This is a genomic window from Achromobacter pestifer (genome assembly GCF_902859625.1).
GTDB lineage: Bacteria > Pseudomonadota > Gammaproteobacteria > Burkholderiales > Burkholderiaceae_B > Achromobacter > Achromobacter pestifer.
In genome coordinates, this window is sequence record NZ_CADIJX010000002.1 from 951,699 (window position 1) to 972,582 (window position 20,884).

At 64.9% G+C, this 20,884-nt stretch carries 18 protein-coding genes; 7 read left to right on the top strand and 11 right to left on the bottom strand.

Translation table 11 applies throughout. From position 1 onward, the window contains the following. Window positions 1–133 precede the first annotated feature (133 nt). Window positions 134–1,165 carry an RNA methyltransferase gene (locus HV753_RS11155; RefSeq protein ID WP_175174494.1) on the top strand — a complete coding sequence of 344 codons (1,032 nt, stop codon included), beginning with the start codon at window positions 134–136 and terminating at the stop codon, window positions 1,163–1,165. A 193-nt stretch (window positions 1,166–1,358) separates the two neighbouring features. Continuing rightward, window positions 1,359–3,794 carry a DNA internalization-related competence protein ComEC/Rec2 gene (locus tag HV753_RS11160; protein ID WP_425485886.1) on the top strand — a complete coding sequence of 812 codons (2,436 nt, stop codon included), beginning with the start codon at window positions 1,359–1,361 and terminating at the stop codon, window positions 3,792–3,794. A gap of 28 nt (window positions 3,795–3,822) precedes the next feature. Here HV753_RS11160 and HV753_RS11165 read toward each other — a convergent pair whose 3' ends face one another. The 5 genes from HV753_RS11165 to HV753_RS11185 all read right to left on the bottom strand — a co-directional run bounded on the left by HV753_RS11165 (window position 3,823) and on the right by HV753_RS11185 (window position 10,003). Next, window positions 3,823–5,172 carry a four-carbon acid sugar kinase family protein gene (locus tag HV753_RS11165; protein ID WP_175174495.1) on the bottom strand — a complete coding sequence of 450 codons (1,350 nt, stop codon included), beginning with the start codon at window positions 5,170–5,172 and terminating at the stop codon, window positions 3,823–3,825. Further along, a complete protein-coding gene (locus tag HV753_RS11170; RefSeq protein WP_175174496.1) occupies window positions 5,169–6,446 on the bottom strand; it encodes a ribulose-bisphosphate carboxylase large subunit family protein in 1,278 nt (425 codons plus the stop codon). Before HV753_RS11170 ends, HV753_RS11165 begins: the two co-directional genes overlap by 4 nt. Window positions 6,447–6,481: 35 nt before the next feature. Then, window positions 6,482–7,021, bottom strand: coding sequence for a VOC family protein (locus HV753_RS11175; protein ID WP_175174497.1), 540 nt, complete (start codon window positions 7,019–7,021; stop codon window positions 6,482–6,484). 72 nt (window positions 7,022–7,093) lie between these two features. Continuing rightward, window positions 7,094–8,974, bottom strand: a complete 1,881-nt coding sequence (locus tag HV753_RS11180) for a TRAP transporter large permease (RefSeq protein WP_175174498.1) — start codon at window positions 8,972–8,974, stop codon at window positions 7,094–7,096. Between the two features lie 9 nt (window positions 8,975–8,983). After that, window positions 8,984–10,003: a TRAP transporter substrate-binding protein gene (locus HV753_RS11185; RefSeq protein ID WP_175174499.1), complete on the bottom strand. Its 1,020-nt coding sequence runs from the start codon at window positions 10,001–10,003 to the stop codon at window positions 8,984–8,986. Window positions 10,004–10,114: 111 nt separating this feature from the next. Here HV753_RS11185 and HV753_RS11190 point away from each other — a divergent pair, with 111 nt between their 5' ends. The 3 genes from HV753_RS11190 to HV753_RS11200 all read left to right on the top strand — a co-directional run bounded on the left by HV753_RS11190 (window position 10,115) and on the right by HV753_RS11200 (window position 13,367). Continuing rightward, window positions 10,115–11,176: a LacI family DNA-binding transcriptional regulator gene (locus HV753_RS11190; protein ID WP_175174500.1), complete on the top strand. Its 1,062-nt coding sequence runs from the start codon at window positions 10,115–10,117 to the stop codon at window positions 11,174–11,176. A 112-nt stretch (window positions 11,177–11,288) separates the two neighbouring features. Beyond that, window positions 11,289–11,744, top strand: coding sequence for a MarR family winged helix-turn-helix transcriptional regulator (locus HV753_RS11195; RefSeq protein ID WP_175174501.1), 456 nt, complete (start codon window positions 11,289–11,291; stop codon window positions 11,742–11,744). A gap of 63 nt (window positions 11,745–11,807) precedes the next feature. Further along, window positions 11,808–13,367: an MFS transporter gene (locus HV753_RS11200; RefSeq protein ID WP_246288228.1), complete on the top strand. Its 1,560-nt coding sequence runs from the start codon at window positions 11,808–11,810 to the stop codon at window positions 13,365–13,367. Between the two features lie 30 nt (window positions 13,368–13,397). Here the strand turns inward: HV753_RS11200 and nirD are convergent, their stop codons facing one another. The 3 genes from nirD to HV753_RS11215 form a co-directional block, all read right to left on the bottom strand. Further along, a complete protein-coding gene (gene nirD / locus HV753_RS11205) occupies window positions 13,398–13,745 on the bottom strand; it encodes a nitrite reductase small subunit NirD (RefSeq protein ID WP_175174502.1) in 348 nt (115 codons plus the stop codon). Then, the gene (gene nirB, locus HV753_RS11210; RefSeq protein WP_175174503.1) at window positions 13,745–16,306 is read right to left on the bottom strand and encodes a nitrite reductase large subunit NirB; all 2,562 of its coding nucleotides are present in this window, start codon (window positions 16,304–16,306) and stop codon (window positions 13,745–13,747) included. The genes nirD and nirB overlap by 1 nt, the downstream gene beginning before the upstream one ends. A 357-nt stretch (window positions 16,307–16,663) precedes the next feature. Beyond that, a complete protein-coding gene (locus HV753_RS11215; protein ID WP_175174504.1) occupies window positions 16,664–17,659 on the bottom strand; it encodes an alginate O-acetyltransferase AlgX-related protein in 996 nt (331 codons plus the stop codon). A 179-nt stretch (window positions 17,660–17,838) separates the two neighbouring features. On the opposite strand from HV753_RS11215, the gene HV753_RS11220 reads away from it, so the two are divergent. Further along, on the top strand, window positions 17,839–18,213 hold the full coding sequence (locus tag HV753_RS11220) for a glutaredoxin family protein (protein ID WP_175174505.1): 375 nt from the start codon (window positions 17,839–17,841) through the stop codon (window positions 18,211–18,213). Between the two features lie 15 nt (window positions 18,214–18,228). Then, entirely contained in the window at window positions 18,229–18,648 is a 420-nt protein-coding gene (locus HV753_RS11225; RefSeq protein WP_175174506.1) for a hypothetical protein, read from the top strand. A 6-nt stretch (window positions 18,649–18,654) separates the two neighbouring features. Here HV753_RS11225 and HV753_RS11230 read toward each other — a convergent pair whose 3' ends face one another. From HV753_RS11230 to HV753_RS11240, 3 genes are all read right to left on the bottom strand, one after another. Then, a complete protein-coding gene (locus tag HV753_RS11230) occupies window positions 18,655–19,134 on the bottom strand; it encodes a VOC family protein (RefSeq protein ID WP_175174507.1) in 480 nt (159 codons plus the stop codon). 80 nt (window positions 19,135–19,214) lie between these two features. Further along, window positions 19,215–19,805 carry a DUF4304 domain-containing protein gene (locus tag HV753_RS11235; RefSeq protein ID WP_246288229.1) on the bottom strand — a complete coding sequence of 197 codons (591 nt, stop codon included), beginning with the start codon at window positions 19,803–19,805 and terminating at the stop codon, window positions 19,215–19,217. A gap of 111 nt (window positions 19,806–19,916) precedes the next feature. Continuing rightward, window positions 19,917–20,804, bottom strand: coding sequence for a LysR family transcriptional regulator (locus HV753_RS11240; protein ID WP_175174509.1), 888 nt, complete (start codon window positions 20,802–20,804; stop codon window positions 19,917–19,919). Window positions 20,805–20,884: the final 80 nt, after the last annotated feature.

A 20,884-nucleotide genomic window follows, 5' to 3' on the forward strand; every position in this document is an offset into this window, starting at 1 on the left:
TGACTCCGTGTCCTGCGCTCCTTGCATCAGGAGAGGGGTGTTACGGGTCGTTCATGCTGCTTGGACGTCGTGGCCGGCACGGCGTTGGTGCAATGCCTGCCCATTCCAGGGGGTAGAGTAAACTTCGCCCCCCATGCGCTTCTCCGACTTCGACCAACGCCTCGCCGCTTTCGGCGCCTTGCCCGTCCATCGTGGCCGGGTCGTGCGCGCCTGGCTCCAAGGGCAGGCGCTAGACATCGGCACGCGACGGCGGAGCTCCGAGCACTTTCTGCCTCTCGCGCTGCGCGACGCCGTGCCCGCCTTGACGGCAGAACTGGACGGCCTCGCCCGCGTCCGCTCCGAACACGCCGGCAATGACGGCTCGCGCTTGCTCGTCGAGCTCGCCGACGGGCAGATGGTGGAAAGCGTGCTGTTGCCGCGCGATGGACTCTGCGTCTCCACCCAGGTCGGCTGCGCGGTCGGCTGCCGCTTCTGCATGACCGGCAAGAGCGGCCTGATCCGCCAGGTCACGAGCATGGAAATCCTTGCCCAGGTCGTGCTGGCGCGGCGTCTGCGCGCGGTGAAGAAAGTCGTCTTCATGGGCATGGGCGAACCGGCGCACAACCTCGATAACGTGCTCGAAGCCATCGACCTGCTCGGCACCGAAGGCAATATCGGCCACAAGAATCTCGTGTTCTCCACCGTGGGCGACCTGCGCGTGTTCGAAGCCCTGCCGCAACAACGCATCAAGCCCGCATTGGCGCTGTCGCTGCACACGACCAAAGCCGAACTGCGCGAACACCTGCTGCCGCGCGCGCCGAAAATTTCGCCGGAAGAACTAATCGAACTTGGCGAGCGATACGCTCGCGATACCGACTATCCGATCCAGTATCAATGGACGCTGCTCAAGGGCATCAACGACGGCAACGACGAACTCGATTCAGTCGTGCGTCTGCTCAAGGGCAAGTACGGCGTGCTCAACGTCATTCCCTTCAATAGTCTCGAAGGGGACGACTACCAGCGCCCCGATTCCGAGCGCATCCGCGAGATTGTCCGCTATCTGCACAGCCGTGGCGTGCTGACCAAGGTGAGAAATAGCGCAGGGCAGGATGTGGACGGCGGCTGTGGCCAGTTGCGCGCTCGCGCCGTTGGCGCGGAGCAGGTGGTCGAACTGCGCCGCAGGTAAATAAGGGGTCAGACTGCAATATCGCGGAACACATCAACCGGGCTGAGCCCGGCGATGCCGCGCGGATTGCTACCTTAAGCCCGCTTGCGGTCTACCGAGGTGGATAAACGCATTCACTCTTGGCGCTGCCCCCTGACACCGTGTCCTACGCTCCTTGCTTTAGGAGAGGGACATTACCGGTCGTTCATTCTGCTTGGGCGTCGTGGGTGGCGCGGCGTTGGTGCAGTGCCTGCCCGCATTGCCGGGCTTCTTGCCTCTGTCGATGGTGGCGGGACTAGGTGGGCTGGCCTTGTTCTTCTGCGTGCGCGGGCGTCATGACGTCGTTCGTTTGGTCGCCGCCTTGATTCTGGGGGTGTGCGCCGGGGCGCTCAACGCCAGCGTGCAAGCCCATTTCCGGTTGGACGACGCATTGGCGGATCTGCATCAGGATCAGGTGTCGCGCCTGATGGTGCGCGTGGCGGAATTGCCGGATGGCGATGATCAGCATCAGCGTTTTGTGGCCGAACTGGCGGAGCCCTCTCGGCCGGGCATTCCTTCACGCATCCTGGTGACATGGCAGGCGCCGCCGGGGGGCAAAGCGGGAAGCCGGCAACCCGTGCCTGCGCTGCTGCCCGGTCAAGTCTGGCGCATGGCGTTGGTGTTGCGGCGTCCGCATGGCGTGTTGAACCCGGCGGGGCCAGATGCCGAGGCGCGGATGTTCGCACGGGGGTTGCGTGCCGTGGGCACGGTGCGCGGGCAGCCGCGTTTGCTGGACGATCAGCCTTGGGCGTCGCCGGGCGTTGCCATTGAACGCGCCCGCCATCATGTGCGGGAGGGATTGCGAGCCGCGTTGGGGGACCATCGCTACGCGCCCGTGTTGATTGCCTTGGCGATTGGGGATCAGGCGGGTGTGGCGCGGGAAGACTGGCGCATTTTCAACCGTAGCGGCATCACGCATCTGGTGTCGATCAGCGGCATGCATGTCACGTCGATCGCGGGGATTGCGGGCGTGTTGCTGGCGGCGTGTTGGCGCCGGGCGCGGTGGCGCGGTGTGGGGCTGGCCGAGATTGTGCCGTCGCGTATCGCGGGCGGTGCGGCGGCAGCCTTCGTGGCGCTGGGGTATTGCCTGCTGGCGGGGTGGGGTGTGCCGGCGCGGCGCACGTTCTTCATGTTGTCGGTGGTGTTGGCGGCAGCGATGTCGCGTTTGCCGTTGACGGCGGGGCGGGTGCTGGCGTGCGCGGCGGCGGGAGTGGTGGCGCTGGATCCGTGGGCGCCGATGTCACCGGGGTTCTGGTTGTCGTTTGGTGCGGTGGCGATTCTATTGCGCATTGCCGATACGCCGTTCGATGCGGACGCGGGCTGGAGCCGGCGCTGGAGGGCCAGGTTGGGGCAGGCAACCCGCTTGCAACTGCTGGTGACCTTGGGGCTGACGCCGTTGCTGGCGTTTCTGGTGTATCAGGTGTCCGTGGGCTCGCCCTTGGCCAATGCGGTGGCGATTCCGTCGGTGACGTTTGTGGTGACGCCGTTGGCGTTGTTGTGCGCGGCGCTGTCCGTCTTGCCCGGCGGACAGGACGCGGCTGCTTGGGCAGGGCAGTTGGGGTTGGCTGCGTTTGACTACACGATGATGCCGGTGGCTTGGGTTGGCAATGCCGCCTGGGCCAGCATCTCGGTGGCGGCCGCGCCGTGGCCGTGGCTGCTGTTGGCGGTGGCGGGGATGGTTTGGGCGTTGCAGACGCGGGGCTGGCCCGCCCGGCATCTGGGGTGGGCGTGCATGTTGCCGTTGCTCTGTTGGCGGCCAGATCCACCCGTGCCCGGTCATTGGCGCATCAGCGCCTTGGATGTGGGGCAGGGCAGCGCCATTCTGGTGGAAACGGCCACTCAGACCCTGCTGTTTGATGCCGGTCCACGCCATTACGGCGGCAGCGACGCGGGTGAGCGCGTGGTGGCGCCGTTCTTGCAAGCGCGCGGCATCCGGGCGCTGGACGTGCTGGTGCTGTCGCATGCCGATCAGGACCACGTGGGCGGCACGCGCGCGGTGCTGGCGGCGGTGCCGGTGCGGCGCAGTTATGCCTCGTTTGAGGTGGCGGCGTTTGTGCGGCGGGATGCGCGGCTATGGCCGGATGCGGGTCGAGCCTTGCCGGGGGCGACGCCCGTTTTGCCGGACGAGATGCGGCGTTGCCAGCGGGGCGACTCCTGGGAAGTGGATGGCGTCGCGTTCACGTTCCTGCATCCAGCCAGGGGCGGAAGCGGGGCGGCGGAAGACCGCAATGCCGATAGCTGCGTGTTGCGTGTGGCTGGGGCCAGCCATTCCCTGCTGCTGACGGGCGACATTGGTGTGGCGCAAGAGCGTGATCTGGTGGCGCGAGGCTTGCCTGCGACTGACGTGGTGATGGCGTCGCACCATGGATCTGCGTCGTCTTCAGGGCGGGATTGGGTGGCAGCGGTGCAGGCTGGTCACGCCATCGCGCAGGCGGGGCATTTGAATCGGTTTCGGCATCCCGCACCCGTGGTGCAACGGCGCTGGTTGCGCGCGGGGGCAACGTTCTGGCGCAGCGACCGGGATGGGGCGGTGATGGCGGAATCGTCCGAGCAGGGGCTTGGTGTTTGGGCGCAGCGCGAACGCGCGGCAAGGTATTGGCACGGACGATAGGGCGTATGGCTTGACCGATCCCCAGCGGTCAAACCGTGCCCGTCGCCAGATCATCGAAAAGGCGGTCGCCGCCCATCTGGCCGCCTTTGAGCATCAGTTCGACGCCGTCGAGTACCGGGTTGTCGCTGCGGGCAACGCTGACGGTGACGCCGGGCGCCAGCACGCAACGAAACTCCAGGCCCCACAGACCCAGCGCCAGGGTGGCCTGGCTGGAGGTGTCGCCGCCCGCGATGCCCATGCGCGATAGCCGCGTGCCCGCCTGCGCGCTGGCCGTCACGATGGCGGCAGCCAGTTGCGCGGTCGCATTCGCCGCAGCCGCGGCTTGCTGTGCGGAGACGGCTTGCGCCGGCTGGTCGGTGTGGACCAGCACGTTGCGCCCTTGGGCCAGCAGGGCGGCGGCCTGCTGGACTTGCCGCGCGGCGTAGTCCGGGTTGTCCAGCAACTGCTGAACGTGCAGCGGCTGGCGTGCGTATTGCTGGCATGCAGAGATCTGCCGCGCCGTGACGGGTGACAGGCTGCCGGCCACGACCAGGACCGGACCCGTCGCAGGGGGCAAGGGAGCGGTGGGCGAGGGTTCGCGGCCGGGCGCCTGGGCGCGGGCCAGCGCCTGCTGCACGCTGCTGGGGCCAACCGCCAGTAGCGGCACGCAGGCGGCCGCGCGCCAGATCAGGCGGCCGATGACGGCCAATTGCTCGTCGTCGGTCAAGTCGAACAGCACGGGGCCATCCGAGGTGTCGATGATGCCGTCGATCCAGTCTTCCATGGCGGGCGCGTCAGCGGGTTGCCGCAGGCGGGGATAGGCGGTGTGCGGTACCGAGCGGATATCCACCAGCCCCTGTGCCGCCAGATGCCGGCGCAGGTCGGCTTCATGCATGGGGGTGACCGGGTGCTGGCTCATGACCGGATGCCGGTCGATGCGATGGATCTCGGGTGCGGTACCGGCGCGGGCGAACAGGTTGGCAAAGCTGCAATAGCGGCCGATGCTGGGTTGCCCGCCGACGATGGGCACCAACGGATTGGGCATGTGGCGGCGCAGTTCGCGAACGGCCACGCCGATGCTGCCGACGTGCGGCGCGCTGTCAAAGGTGGAGCAGCATTTGTAGTGCAGCACCCGCGCGCCGGTGCCAGCCATGAAATGGCCGACGGCGCGCAGTTCTGTTTCCATCTGGTCCGGCGTCATGGCGCGCGCGGCGCCCGCGATGCCCAGGGCGTCCAGCGGGCCCGCGCGGCGCAGCTGTTCGGGCGTGGGCACGCCCAGGAACAGCAAGCCGCGCAGGCCGGCGCGGGCGACTTCCGCCAGTGTGTCAGTGGCGCCGGTGAAGTCGTCGCCGTACCAGCAGACGCGCGGTGCGCTGATGCTGCCTTCGGCGGGAGTCATGCGCGGCTGCCGAAGAACGCCAGGGCGCGTTGCAGTTCGGGCGCGTGGCGCGCGAAGTCCTCCAGAGACTGGCCTTCGCGCACGCACGCCCAGGCTTGGCGGATGCTCTGCACGCCCGCCGCGGGTCCATCCGGGTGGGCCAGGATGCCGCCGCCGGACATGAACAAGAGGTCATCGGTGCGTACGGCGGACCAGGTGGCGGGGACGGTGCCGGCCCACTGGCCGGACGAGAACGCCGGCATGACCGGGTCGTCGATGCCCAGGGTCAGCGAGGCCAGGCAGTCGCGCGCGGAGTCGACGACTTCGCGGTCGTCTTGCGCGAATTTGCCCTGCAACCCGTGGACGTGCATGTGGTCCACGCCCGCCAGCCGCCACAGCGTCTGGTAGGCCTGAAAACCCATGCCCAGCAGCGGCGCGCGGGACAAGGCGCCGTAGCCGTTGCGGTGGCCATGCAGGGCCAGCGGCGTGCTGCGGCGCAGGGTTTGAATGGCCGAGAATCCGCACCAGTTCAGGCTGGCCATGACGCAGGTGCCTTCTTCGCGTTCAATCATGTCGGCGTGGTGGCGCATGGCGTCGGTCTCGTCGCTGATGTTGAAGGCCACCATGACTTGCCGGCCCGTGCGCTCGCGATGCGCCCGCACCACCGCCATCACGGCCGCAACGCGCTGCGCCAGCGGGGCGTGGGTGGGATTGGCACAGACCTCGTCGTCCTTGATGAAGTCCACGCCCGCTGCGCACAACTGCGCCACCAGGTGTGCGGTTTGCTCGGGCGACAGTCCGACGTTCGGCTTGATGATGGTGCCCACCAGAGGCCCCGACGCCACGCCGGTCAGTTCCCGCGTTCCGGAGATGCCGACCCGTGGCATCTCGAATTGGGCGCGGTAGTTGGCGGGCAGTTCCATGCTTTCCAGGCGCAAGCCGGTGACTTCGCCCAGGTCATACAGATTGCCGCCCACCGTGGCTGCCAGCGTCGCCAGGTTGGCGCCCACGTTGGCGACGGGGAAGGCGATGCGGATGCGGGCGCGGTGATACTGGCGCGGCATGCCGCCGGCCTGCCGCGCCAGCCAGGCGTTGGGCAAGCTGGGTACGTCCACCGTGTCCAGAAGCTCGACGGATTCGACGCGGGCGCGAGCACGGGCGCGCAGCTCGTCGGTTTCACCCTGCACGCGCGTGAAGGTGCCGCAGGACTGTTCGCCGGCCATGACCTCTGCGACCCGGGCGGGGTCCATCGGCGTTTCGATCAGGTAGGTGGCGCTAAACGATTGTGCATTCATGGTGGCGGCTGACGGCGATGTGGTGGCAAGGGGCTTCAGAGGCGATTCAGGTCGGGGAACGGGCGCACGGGATCCTTGCCGTCCCAGTCGGTGGCGCTATTGCGGATCAAGTCGAACAGGCGACCCTTGGGGCCGGCCACTTCCGACAGTTCGATGACGGTGCCGGGGTGGTATTCGGTGTCGAAGTAGATGAAGCGGCCTTTTTCACCGACTTCGCCGCTCATCTTGGGCTTGAAGCCTTGGGCTAGCAGGCGCTCCAGATCGGCGTCATAGCTTTCGGTCCAGTAGGCCACGTGTTGCAGGCCGGTGCGGCCGGCTTGCAGGAAGTCGCGATACATGGACGGCACGTCGTTGCGGGTCTGGATCAGTTCAACCTGCACGAATCCCGAGTTGGCCAGCGCCACCGAGTTGTGCGGCTCGTGAGCGACGCCGTCGTACTGGTAATTCACGATCGGCACACGCGGGTTGTAGTACCACGGCCCCACGCCCAGCGTGGTGCTCCAGTAGTCCATGGCGGCTTCGATGTCATGCACCACATAACCGAGTTGGCGGATTTCGCCCAGGAAACGACTCATGATGGATCTTTATAAAAGGAGGCTAAGTAGACGAAAGGGGGGCGGCCGGCGTCAGCATCCGGCCGCGTCGCGTCATAGGAAACCGATCGAGAACCAGGGGAACGCGGCCACGATGACCAGGCCCACCAGCAGCGCGACGATGTAGCCCCAGATCGGGCCGATGCCCTCGTTGGGGTCGACGCGGCTGATGGCGCAGGCGCCGTAATACCCCACGCCGAAGGGCGGCGCGAACAGGCCAATGCCCATGGCGAAGATCACGACCATCGCGTAGTGCACTTCATGCACGCCTGCCTGCACCGCGATCGGGAACAACAGTGGCCCGAACAGCACGATGGCGGGGATGCCTTCCAGCACGCTGCCCAGGATGATGAACGCCACGATGGATACGGCCAGGAAACCGTAGCTGCCGCCGGGCATGCCTGCCATCAGGCGGGCCAGATCGCCCGAGAACCCCGACTGCGTCAGCGCCCAGGCCATGGCCGTGGCGCAGCCCACGATCAACATGATGGCGCCCGACAGCGAGGCCGTTTCGATCAGCATGGGCCGCAACCGCGCCCAGTTGAAACGCCGGTAGATCAGCAGGCCGATCAGCACGGAATACACGATGCCGATGGTGGAGACCTCGGTGGCCGTGGCTACGCCTTCCACCACGGCGGCGCGGATCACGAAGGGCAGGGCAACGGCCGGCAGGGCAATCACGAAGAAGCGGCCGATTTCCTTTGCGCTGAAACGTTGCGCCAGGCTCAGGTCTTCCTTGCGGTAGCGCCACCACACGACCGAGCACAGCGCCAGGCCCAACACCACCGCGGGCAGCAGGCCACCCGTGAACAGAGCGGCGATGGAGACGCCCGTCACCGAACCAATGGTGATCAGCACGATGGACGGCGGGATGGTTTCGGTTTGCGCGCCGGTGGCCGACAGCAGCGCCACCAGGTCGCCGGGCTTGGCGCCGCGCTTCTGCATTTCAGGGAACAGCACGGGCGCAATGGCCGCCATGTCGGCGATTTTCGACCCGGAAATGCCCGACACCAGATACATGGCGCCGATCAGCACGTAGGACAGGCCGCCGCGCACATGCCCCAGCAGACTGGCCAGGAACTGGATCATGGCGCGCGCCATGCCGGTCATTTCAATCAGCGATCCCAGGAAGATGAACAGCGGCACCGCCAGCAGCATCAGATGCGACATGCCTTCGTCCAGCCGGCCAACCATCACTTCCATCGGCGTGTTGGTGGTCAACGCCAGATAGGAGAAGGTCGCCAGCGCGAACGAGAACGCAATCGGCACGCCGGAGAACACGGTGGCGGCCACGATTCCCACGAAGAAGATCACCAGGTTCAGCTTGCCCAGCCCCTTGAACAGCGGTTGCGCCAGCCAGAACAGGACGACGACCACGGCCACGCCAACCAGCGCCAGCAAGACTTGCCGCAGCGGTTGCGTGCGCAGCAGGCGCAACACGGCCACCACGGCCATCAGGCCCATGCCGACCGGAATGGCCGCTGCACGCCACGCATTGCTGAGTTCCAGCGCGGGCGTGATGATGAAGTGTTCTTCGTGGGCGTACTCGATGGCCGGCGCCAGGATCAGCAGCAGGAAGGCTAGTGACGCGGCCAGCGCCGCGGTTTCAAGCTGCGCGCGGCGAGCCGGGCTGACGTTGTTGACCAGCGCCGTCATGCGCATGTGTTCGCCGCGCCGCAAGGCGACGACGGCCCCCAGCATGGACAGCCACAGGAACAGAATGGACGCGAGTTCGTCGGACCAGACCAGGGGGCTGTGAAACGCATAGCGCGCCACCACCCCGGCGAACAGCACGATGATCTCGATCAGCACGATGGCGGCGGCAACATGCTCGACGATGCCGCCCAGCACGCCATCCAGCGCGTTGGCGGCCCGGCGCAGGGGATTGGCCGGTAGCGCCGGCGCCGCGGCGTGGGAAGCGGACAAGGAAGACATGGCGCGACCTCAGGCCAGCTTGCCGACGCTTTGTTCCAGCAGCGACCAGGCTTCGTTGCCGAAGCGGCCTTGCCATTCCTTGTAGAAGCCCGCGCTGCGCAGCTGCTCGCGGAAACTGTCAGGGGACGGCTGGTTGAATTGCAGGCCCTTGGCTTCCAGGTCGGACTGTACCGAGGCGTTCAGCTTCTTGATGTCTTCACGCTGCGCCAGGCCGGCTTCATTGATGCCGCGCGCGACGATCGTCCTCAGGTCTTCCGGCAGGCCTTCCCACATGCGGCCGTTGGCAATGAACCAGTAACCATCCCAGATGTGATTGGTCAGCGAGCAATATTTCTGCACTTCATACAGCTTGGCGACCTGAATGATGGGCAACGGGTTTTCCTGGGCGTCCACCACCTTGGTCTGCAAGGAGGAATAGACTTCGCTGAATTGCAAGCTGGCGGGCGCGGCGCCCAAGCCCTTGAACATGGAGATCGGCAGGGAGCTCACCGGCACGCGGATCTTCAAGCCGTTCATGTCGGACGCAGAGGCCACGGGCGCCTTGCTGCTGGTGGTTTGGCGGAAGCCGTTGTCCCACATCTTTTCAAAGGCGTAGAGCTTGCGTTGCGCGATGGCAGCACGCACGTGCGCGCCCAGCGCCCCATCCATGGCGCCCCACACCTGGTTGTAATCCTTGAACGCGAAGCCGACCGCGTTGATGGCGGCTACCGGCACCAGCGTGGCGATCACCAGCGCGGAAGGCGTGAAGAAGTCGATACCGCCCGAGCGCACTTGCGCCAGCATGTCGGTGTCGCCGCCCAATTGGTTGTTCGGGAAAATCTTGATGTCCACCCGGCCGTTGCTTTCCTTCAGGATGCGTTCGGCGGCTTCTTGTGCGCGGATGTTCAACGGATGGGTGACCGGCAAGTTGTTGCCGTACTTCAACGAGAAATCGGCCGCGCGGGCGATCAGCGGGAAGCCCGTGGTCAGGGCAACGGCGGGCACCGCGCAAAGGCGGCGCAAGGCACTGCGGCGTGTCAGCAGCTTCATGGTTGTCTCCATAATCGTAGTTATGATGTTTTTTGATGTGCCACAAAACGCCAATACCATGCGGCAGAGTGGACAATAGTGAATAGGCAGTATCATCGTCAAACCTCATTCGTGATGGTTTTTGATGTGACCAAGCCTCCCTCCGAACGCAAGCTTGCCCGCCTGGCCGACGTGGCCGCACGCGCTGGCGTGTCCACCGCCACGGCCGACCGCGTGCTGAATCGCCGGCCGGGGGTGCGGGCCAATACCGCGCAAAAGGTCTTCAAGGCCGCCATCGAACTGGACTATCTGCCGGAACAGGAATTGAGCGCCGCGCTTCCGGCCGAGCCGATGCGGCTGGTGTTCCTGCTGCCGCGCGGCAGCAACCGCTACCTGCGCATGCTGGGCGACACCGTTAGCTACGCGCACGAGCACTTCGCGCCGCTGAACGCCAAGTGCCAGATCGAATATGTGGAAAGCTTCAACCCCGACGCGCTGGCGCAGGCGCTGGCCAAGCACGGCAAGCGGGCCGACGGCATTGCCTTCATGGCGCTGGAACACCCGGTGGTGCGTGAAGCCGTCAATACGCTGGCGCAGCAGGGCGTGCCGGCGGTGACACTGATTTCCGACCTGGCCAACAGCGCGCGCGTGGCTTACGTGGGGCTGGACAACCGCGCCGCCGGCCGCACCGCCGGCTATCTGATTGCGCGCTTCATTGGCTCGCGCGCCGCGCATGTGGCGCTGATTGCCGGCTCACGCCATTACCGAGCCCACGAGGAACGCGAAAGCGGCTTCTTGCAGCTGTACGCCGAACAGTTTCAGGCGATGCAGGTGGTGGACCTGCGCGAAGGTTATGACGATGCCCAGCGCAACTATGAGCAAACCCGCCAATTGCTGGAGCAATATCCCAACCTGGCGGGCATCTACAACATCGGCGGGGCGTCCGATGGCGTGGCCCGGGCGCTGAAGGAAGCGGGCCAGCAGCATCGCGTGGTTTTCATCGGGCACGGCCTGACGCCCGACACCCGGTCCTTGCTGATCGACGGCACGATGGATGCCGTCATTACTCAAAGTCCGATGGAAGCGCTGATGAGCTGCGTGCGCATCTTCTGTAACCTGCGCGATAAACGCAGCCCGATGACAGGTGTTGAGTTGGCACGCAGCCAGGTGATTTTTCGCGAGAACCTGCCTTGACCCAGGTCGCCGCACCGTGTTGTCCACCGTCTTGTCATTTGAGGCTTGCATATTAACTGCCTAGGCAGTTAATATTTGCTCGTCGTCCCCCAACGCCATTGCGAGACCTCTCATGCCGCCCGCCAACCCCACCATGCTGGACCGCTTTCATACCGGTGAACTCGGCTTCATGGTGACGTCCGTGCGCAACAGCATTCACGATGCGCTGGAACGTGAACTGGCGCCCTACGAACTCACCACGCCGCAGTATGTGGTGCTGAATTGCCTGGCGAAGGGATGGGGTCGCACGCTTAGCGACTTTTGCCGGGTGCTGGCGTATGACTCCGGCGCGATGACCCGGCTGCTGGACCGCATCGTGGCCAAGGGTTTCATCCGGCGGGTGGAAAACGAATCTGATCGGCGCAGTTACCTGATTGAACTGACCGAATCAGGCCAGGCGATGCTGCCCCAGGCGCTAGCCGCGACCGAGGTCGCCATGGGGCGCTTGCTGGCTGGTTTTTCGGAAGATGACGCGGACACGCTGCACAAGTTGTTGTCGCGCTTGCTGGTCAACGCCGTCGCGGACTGAATTCAACCGTCCGCTTTTTTTTGCTTGATTACCTGCCTAGGCATATACAGCCTGGGCTTAAAAATGGAAATCTCCAACGTGCCAGCCGCTCAACACCTCATGCCGCCCAAGATTCCGCCCGCTTTGCTGATGACGATAGGCTCGCTGACCTTCATCGATTTCCTGCAAAACGGGATGGTCGGGTTTGCTGCCGCGCCCATCATGGGTGAGATCGGCGCCAGCCCCGAGGAATACACCACCGTTGCGGTCATCTACGCCTGCGTCGCCGTGGTGATGATTGCGCTGCAAGGCTGGCTGGTGCACCACTTGGGCATGCGCCGCTACCTGTTGGCGTCGTTGGGCGCGGCGGCCGCGGGCGCGGTGATGTGCGCGCTGTCGCTGGGCGAGGCGGGTTTTCTGTTGGGCCGGGTGCTGATGGCGACCGGGTGCGCGGCGATGCTGACGTCATCGCGTCTGACGGTGAACCTGATCCCGCCTGGTCCCGCGCGGTTTCAGGGGATCAAAGCGTTGGCGATAGGGCTGTGCACCGGCACCGCGCTGGCGCCTTGGCTGGCGTCGCTGGCGGTTGATCACGACGGCTGGCCGCTGATGTTCTGGCTGGTGGCTGGATTGTCGGTGCTGGCGATGATTCCGGTCAGCGCGTCCATGCCGGGCAAGGAAGGCGGGGCGACCGTCACTGGCCAGGCCCGGCTGGCGCCGATTGCCGCGCTGGGACTGGGCAGCTTCTTGCTCTTGCACTCGCTGCAACGCTCTTATTACGACTTCTTCAGCGACCGCCATCTGCTGCTGCTTTTCGCCGTGTCCGGCGTGGCGGCGCTGGCGTACTTCGTGCGTTCGGAAACGCGCAACGGCGCCCCGCTGCTCAGGCTGGGCGGCATGCGGGAAGTGCGCTTTCTGAGCGGCCTGGCGCTCTTCATGTTCTGCTATCTGATGCTGGGCGCCAATGGCTATCTGGTGCCGCTGATGTTGCAACGCGCGCTGGGGCTGTCCTGGGCCAATGCGGGGATGTTCTTTGCGATGGGCCTGGGGGCAGGGGTGCTGACCTTTGCGGTGATGTCGCAGTTGCTGGTCCGCTGGCCGTCACCGCGCAAGTTCTTCGTGACGGCATTCCTGTCGCTGGCGGCGTTTGGGGTGTTGATGTCGCGCCTGACGCCCGAGGCCGACCCGTGGGCCGACGTCTTGCCCGCGCTGGCCTGCTATGGCGCTTTCCTCATGATCGCGATGCCCACCACGGCGATGAACACCTTCGCCGGCCTTGCCCACGATCCTGCCGTCTTCGCCCATGCGCAGCAGGTGAAGAACATGCTGGCGCAGATCGGGCAGGCGTTGGGCATCATGATGGCGACGGTGGGCCAGCAGTGGCTGACGTCCGAACACTACAACGTGCTGCAAGCGCGCATTGCCACGGGCAATGCAAACTATGAAGCCGCGAAGGCGCACCTGAGCAGTCTCTATGCGGCGGTGGCGGACCCGGCCCAGGCGCAGCAGATGGCCATGGCGCAGATCGCGCAGATGCTGAACCAGCAGTCGGCGCTGCTGGCCAATCTGGATCACTTCCGCGTGCTGGCCGGTCTGGCGCTGGTTGGGGCAGTGGTCAGCCTGACGCAGCGGGTGTTCCGCTAGGCAGCGGCCCGCCATCCATTGCTCCATCCGTCAGGCGATTTCAACGCAGTCCCCGTTGAACCGCGCCTGCCAGGTGCGCAGCCATTGGTCCGGGTACTGCACGCAACTGCCGTCCGCCAGCCGAAAGTGCTGCTTGTAGAGCGGTGACGCCACCACCAGCTCGCCGCTGAGATGGCCGACGAGACCACGGCCGATGACGTTCGCGCCTGATTTCGGGTCGCGGTTTTCGACCGCGTACAGGCCGTCGTCTTCGGCGTTGGGCAGGTAGAACAAGGCGATCTGTTCACCGTCCACCAGGGCCACCACGCCCGAGTGAGCCACCAGATCCTGGCGCAAGCAGGCGTGGCGCCAGTGGGTGCAATCCTTGGGCGCGTTCATCAGGCGATCTCCTCGGCGATGGGGATGACGCGCGACGGCACGCGCGCCGGGGCGGGACGGGGTTGGCCCCGTTCCTGCACGAATTGGATGTCGGGGTCGCCGCTACGATCGTTCACGAAGGTGCGGAAGCGTTTGAGCTTTTCAGGGTCACCCAGGGCGTTGGCCCACTCGCATTCATAGCGGTCCACCACCTGCTGCATCTGCAAGTCCAGTTCAGCGCCCAGTCCCAGGCTATCGTTCAGCACCACGTCCTTCAGATAGTCCAGGCCGCCTTCCAGCGATTCACGCCAGACGGACGTGCGTTGCAGCTTGTCGGCGGTGCGTATGTAGAACATCAGCACGCGGTCAATGGTGCGGATCAACGCGGCATCGTCCAGGTCGGTGGCGAACAGTTCGGCGTGGCGCGGGCGCATGCCTCCGTTTCCGCACACGTAGAGGTTCCAGCCGTTTTCGGTGGCGATCACGCCGATGTCCTTGCTTTGCGCTTCAGCGCATTCGCGCGTGCAGCCCGATACCGCGAATTTCAGCTTGTGCGGGGACCGCAGGCCCTTGTAGCGGTGTTCGATGTCCAGCGCCATCTGCACGCTGTCTTGAACGCCATAGCGGCACCAGGTGCTGCCCACGCAGGACTTCACGGTGCGGGTGGACTTGCCGTAGGCGTGCCCGGTTTCAAAGCCGGCGGCGATCAATTCGGCCCAGATGTCCGGCAGTTCATGCAGCTGCGCGCCGAACAGGTCGATGCGCTGGCCGCCCGTGATCTTGGTGTAAAGCTGATACTTCTTGGCTACCGCGCCGATGGCGATCAGGCCATCGGGCGTGATCTCGCCGGCCGGGATGCGCGGCACGACCGAATAGGTGCCGTTCTTCTGCATATTGGCCATGAAGGTGTCATTGGTGTCTTGCAGCGGCACCAGGTGCGGTTCCTGGATGGGCCGGTTCCAGCACGACGCCAGGATGGACCCGACGGCTGGCTTGCAGATGTCGCAGCCTACGTGCCCGCGGCCGTGGCTGGCCAGCAGCGCCTCGAAGGTTTCGATGCCGCCCACGCGCACAATCGCGTAAAGCTCCTGGCGCGTGTAGGCGAAGTGCTCGCACAGGCTTTTATCGACGGCGACGCCGCGGCTGGCCAGTTCATGTTCCACCACCTGCTTGAGCAACCCGGCGCAGCCGCCGCAACCGGAAGCGGCCTTGGTGCAGGTTTTGACACCGGCCAGATCGGTGCAGCCGCCGTCGATGGCCGCGCTGACCGCGCCTTTGCTGACGTTGTGACAGGAGCAGATGGTGGCGGTGGCCGGCAGCGCATCCACGCCCAAAGCCGGGGCGGCCTTGCCTAGCGGCAAGATCAGGCTGGCGGGATCGGCGGGCGGCGCGATGCCGTTCTGCACGTACTGCAATAGCGTGTCGTAATAGCGGTTGTCACCCACCAGCACGGCGCCCAGGACGCGCTTGCCATCGGCGGACACCACCAGCCTGCGGTAACTGGAACCGGCTTCGTCGATGTAGCGGTAGCTGCGCGCGCCTGGCGTCGCGCCGTGGGCGTCGCCGATGGACCCTACATCCACGCCCAGCAGTTTCAGCTTCGTGGACATGTCGGCGCCGGAGAACGGCGGTTCCGGCGTGTCGCACAGGTCGGCGGCCGCGATGCGCGCCATCTGGTAGCCCGGCGCCACCAGGCCGAACACGCTGCCATTCCAGGCCGCGCATTCTCCAATGGCGTAGATATCTTCGTCGCTGCTGCGGCAGCGGTCGTCGATCGCCACGCCACCACGTTCGGCCAGCGCCAGGCTGGCCTTGCGCGCCAGCGTGACTTGCGGGCGAATGCCCGCCGAGAACACGATCAGGTCGGTCTCAAGCGGTGCGCCTTCGGCAAAGCGCATGCGATAGCGGTATTGCGTGCCGGGCTTGATGTCTTGCGTGGCGCGCGACAGATGCACGCCAACGCCCAGCGTCTCGATGCGTGCGCGTAGCGCGTTGCCGCCTTCCTCGTCCAGCTGCACCGGCATCAGGCGCGGCGCGAACTCCACCACATGCGCTTCCAGATTCAGCGACTTCAGCGCATTGGCGGCCTCCAGCCCAAGCAAGCCGCCACCCACCACCACCCCGCGCCGCGCACCGCTGGCGGCCGCACGGATCAGGTCCAGGTCGTCGATGGTTCGGTACACCAGACGCGACGCGCCTTCCGCGCCCGCGATGGGCGGCACGAAGGGATAAGAGCCGGTGGCCAGCACCAGCTTGTCGTAGGCGGTGCGGCCTTGGGCCGTCACGATCTCCCGCGCGTGGCGGTCGATTTCCAGCACCGGTTCGCCCAAATGCAGCGTCAGTCCCGCTTGCGCATAGAACGCCGCGTCGCTCATCGCCATCGACTCGGCATCGCGTCCATTCAGGTATTCGGAGAGATGCACGCGGTCATAGGCGCGGCGGGACTCTTCGCCGTAAACATGGATGCGATAGCGTTCCAGCGCCCCGCGGGCGATCAACTGTTCGACGCAATGGTGGCCCACCATGCCGTTGCCGATCACGATCAGGGTCTGCAAGGAATCGGGAGTGGCCGCTGCTTTCATGGGTATCCTCAAGTCTTGGATAGGCGATTCAAAAAGGCAAAAGGCGCCCCTGGACCTTTCGGTCGGGGCGCCTTTGCCGGGACTGCTCAAGTTGTGATGCGGGCGTCGCTGCCTGCCAGGGAAACTAAGCAAGGACCGTGCCAGAAAGCCGGGAGGGAGGCCGCACAGCGGGAATGGTTGGTCGCCTCAGAGGGAAAAGCGGCGGGTGAGCCATGAAGTGAAGGGCGGCCGCATGAAGTTGGCCGGTGCCGGGCGTGCGGCCAATGCCTCAAACTGGTGCAATGCGTTGTGCGTCGTCGCACCGTATTGGCGCGGCCCGACACCCTGCTGCTGTGACGGCCGAGTTCTGACCGCGCGCTATCGGGCGAGTGCCTTTTGCAGCCTGGCTTGCCATTGCTGGGGAGTCATGAGCGAGGCGCTGTTCCATTGGCCTTCGGCTTGAGGCCCAAGACCGTACACCGGCTCGTACATCTGCCAAACCAGCGCTTGCGGCGGATTGTCGCGAAAGCTGGCTGATTCCAGGTATTCCAGCAACACGACCCACGGGCCGACATTGCCGGATTTCCAATTCAGGGTCACGGGCCGGTCAATGCCGTTCGAAAGCTTCTGCGGAAATCCATAATAGGCCTGCACCATGCTGTGCCCGGTCACGTGGACCGGTGCCTTGCCGCTGTCCAGCAGCGGCAGCGATTCTGCGGCATAGCGCACGGTGAAGGTCTCGCGGCCAACGGCGGCGCGTTGCTCGGGTGGCAGGAACAAGTCAGCCAGATCGCCATAGCGGCGTTCCCGCTTGACGTTGCCCAACGGCATGCCAGACCCGGGTTCGCCGGCCAGTTTTGGCACCGCCTGCTTGATACGCGCTGCGATTGCCGTGGCCGTTGCGTCCGAGGCTGCCAAGGTCCAATGCTGATCGCTGCGGTAGTAGACGTCCACGCCGGAGGCGCGCAGGTCCGAGAACAAGGTCTTGGCATTCAGCGCATCGATGTTCGCCTTGCGCAACGAGCCGAGAATGGTCTCGTAGCGTTTCCGCACCGAGTCGTTTACCGTCTTGCCCGCGGGCAAGCGGTCTTCATAGAACCGCACCTTGTCGGGCAGGACCAGCAGTTCCAGATGAACGCCGCGCGCGGCCAACCGCGTCTTTGCATCGGCGATCAGCCGCGTGGAGGCATCGATGGCTTTGGCGTCCGCATCGTCCAGGCTTGCCCACGCAGGGAAAAGCCAGCCATCCTTGCCAATGATGACGATGGTGGATTCGGTCTGGGCATGGGCCGAGCCAACGGCTAGCAGCGACAGGGCAAGAGCCAACAGCCGCCTGCGCGAATGATCGGGAATTGCTAGGGAAAGGGATTTCATGACTTGATCAGAATGTCTTCTTATGTGGCGTGGGCGGAAAGCCCATTGACCGTCGAGCAAAACAATCCACGTGCAGGATATCAAACCCTGGGAATTGCAGCCGCGCGCGACCGTTCGCCAGGCGATACCCGGCCAGGGAGTAGACTGGCTGCCTCTTTATGCCTTTCGAGTGCCTATCTATGCTGGTTAAAGCTCTGCGTGTCGGTTTGGGTCAATTGATTGTGGCGGGCGATGCGCTGACGCGCCCGCGTCCGCAACAGCGTTCGGCGCAAGGCCAGGCGACGGTCAACACGGAAGCGGCCGCGCTGTCGCTCTATCAATTTCACGCTTGCCCGTTTTGCGTCAAGACCCGGCGTGCCATCCACAAGCTGAATGCCCCGATCGCGCTGCACGACGTCAAGCGCGATCCCCTGGCGCGCGAGCAACTGCTGGCGGGAGGAGGGCGGGTGAAAGTGCCTTGCCTGCGGATCGAAGAGGCGGGCGGCACACGCTGGATGTATGAATCCAGCGATATCATTGCCTACCTTGAACAGCGCTTCGCCAGCGTGACCTGAACCGGGACCCACGGCATGAAGCAAGCCTACCGATTGGCAGTGACGTTATGCGCAGCCGGCCTGTTGGCGGGCTGCGACCCCACGCTTCCTCCGCCACCAGCAGGGTCGAAGCTGACCGCCGAGACCATCGCCACCAACAATACGCCACCAGAACTGCAATTCAAGGGCACGCTGGCAGGCAAGCCGATTCACTTGTTGATGAACGAATGCAAGGTCTACAAAGTTGACCCGGCCGAAGGCGACAACGTGGCCTGGACCTTGGTATTGGAAGGCGATTTCTACCCGCTGCCGACGATCTGCATTCGCCAATCACTGACCGAGAGCAAGGGCCGCGTGACAGCCTTCATCGGCCGGCAGGCGTTTGGTGCAGGAGGATGCTGCACCGGCACTCCCGAATACCGGTCGGCCGATGGGCTGAACTGGAAACCGCACTGAATCTCTTCAGCCGCGCCGGGCGGCCTCGATCGCGCTGATATCGATCTTCTGCATGGTCATCATGGCGTCGAAGGCACGCTTGGCCACCGCAGGGTCCGGGTCGGTGACCGCGGCCGACAGGATGCGCGGCGTGATCTGCCACGACAGCCCCCACTTGTCCTTGCACCAGCCGCACTCGCTTTCCGTGCCGCCATTGTTAACGATCGCATTCCACAGGCGGTCGGTTTCTTCCTGGTTGTCGGTGGCGACCTGAAACGAGAAGGCTTCGCTGTGTTTGAACGCCGGGCCGCCGTTCAAACCCAGACACGGGATGCCCATGACGGTGAACTCCACCGTCAAGACATCGCCTTGTTTGCCGGCGGGATAGTCGCCGGGGGCGCGATGGACGGCCTTGACCGCGCTGTCCGGGAAGGTCTTGGCGTAGAACGTCGCGGCGTCCAGTGCGGTGCCGTTGTACCAAAGGCAAATCGTATTTTTGCTGACCATCGTATGTCTCCTGGGTGGGTAGTCACTACGGTTCAACCGCCTGAGGTGGCGCCGGGCGTCCTTGATGCATGTGGCAACCGTCAGCCTGCCAATACCTGCTCCAACTTGGCCTTCAGTGAGGTGGCCGCCTGTGGCGCGCGCGCCAGCCCCGATTGGGCAAAGTCGCGCGCACGGTCGGATTCACCCAGATGGCGCGCGATACGCGCCAGATTCAGTGTCTTGGCTGGGTGAATCTCATCGGGATCGGTTTCTTGCAGCAAGCGTTGGCAACTGGCGGGATAGTCGCCGTATTGCGCAAAGAACGCATGCCCTTGCCGGGCCCATTCGCTGACGATGAATTCCACGTTCTCTTCCGCCTGCGCCGGGTCCGTGCCATAGGCCCAGCCGAAAGCCTCGCCGGGCGGGGGATCAATGCGATCACGGAAGACGCAATGCGATTCTTCGATCTCGGCGGGTGGGACGAATGAGCCGCCTTCACAAGGCAGGAAATCGAAATGCGCACCCAGGTTGAGATAGCACGCCTTGCCGCCGCTGGCGGCCTGGACGTTGAAGACGTGGACAATCGGACCTTGAATGCGCCGCAGCGTTTGACCGGACCCCTCGAATCCTTCCGCATGAAGGACGGGGTAGAGCTTTTTCGTCAGTAATTTGAGAAACGCGGTTCGGGTCATGGTAGCCATGTCGATGATGGGTTCAATGGGTTCGGGACATTATTGAACTGTCGTGCAACGCGGGTCGTGCGGAAAATCGTGACATTTGAAACGGAAATTGGCGGCGCATGCTTAACCGAACGCCGCCTGTACCGCATCGAAGGCGGCGTCCACCAACGGATCATCACGCCGGGACGCCAGGGTAACGAAGGACAGCTCGGCCTGGATCGTCAGGCCCTTCACCAGCAACAGGCCATTGGCCTGGGATTCCCGCAGCGCGATGGAATCCCGCGCCAGCGACAAGCCGACGCCCGAGCGCACCAGATCCAGCATCGAGGCCTCTTGATCCACTTCCGCCACCGCGTTGGGCGCAAGCCCCAATGAGGCGAATTTGTCGGCCAGCAGGCGGTGATGTACGGAATCGGGCGGCGTCCAGATCCATGGCAATGCGGCGATCTCGGTCCAGCCGCGCCCCGCCACCTGCGCGCCCCAGCCCTTGGGGGCCACCACGTAATAGGCGAACGATGCCAGCGGCAATGCCTCAAGGCCAGGCTGGACGCTGGCGGAGGCATGCGGACCAAGCGAAAACCCCACATCCAGATCCCCGGCCCGCACCTGCCTGCTCACCGACCCCGACATGCCATGGCGCAGCGTAGGGCGGATTTTCGGATAGTGCGCCACCAGGTATTGCAAGGTGGCGCCCAGACGCAGGAATTCAGGGTCAAGAATGGTGCCGATGCGCAATTCGCCCTGCACCGTGTCGCGCAGGGCGCTGATGGCGCGCTGAAAGTCGTCCAGCGCGTCCAGGATGCGCAGCGCGGACGGCAACAACGCCCGGCCATCCGCATTGGGCGCAAGCCCCTGCGCCGTGCGTGAGAACAGCGTCAGATCCAGCGATTCCTGGAAATTCTTCAGTTGCAGGCTGAGCGCGGGTTGGGTCAGGTGCAGGTGTTCGGCTGCGCGGGTCAGATTGCCTTCGCGCGCCACGGCGGCAAAGGTCCGAATGTGCTTCAGGTCCATGGCGATGTCCGGCAGTAGGGATGTGCATTATTAAAGATGCTTATAAACCGGTTTTCAACATTTCATTGGACAGTTTCGGG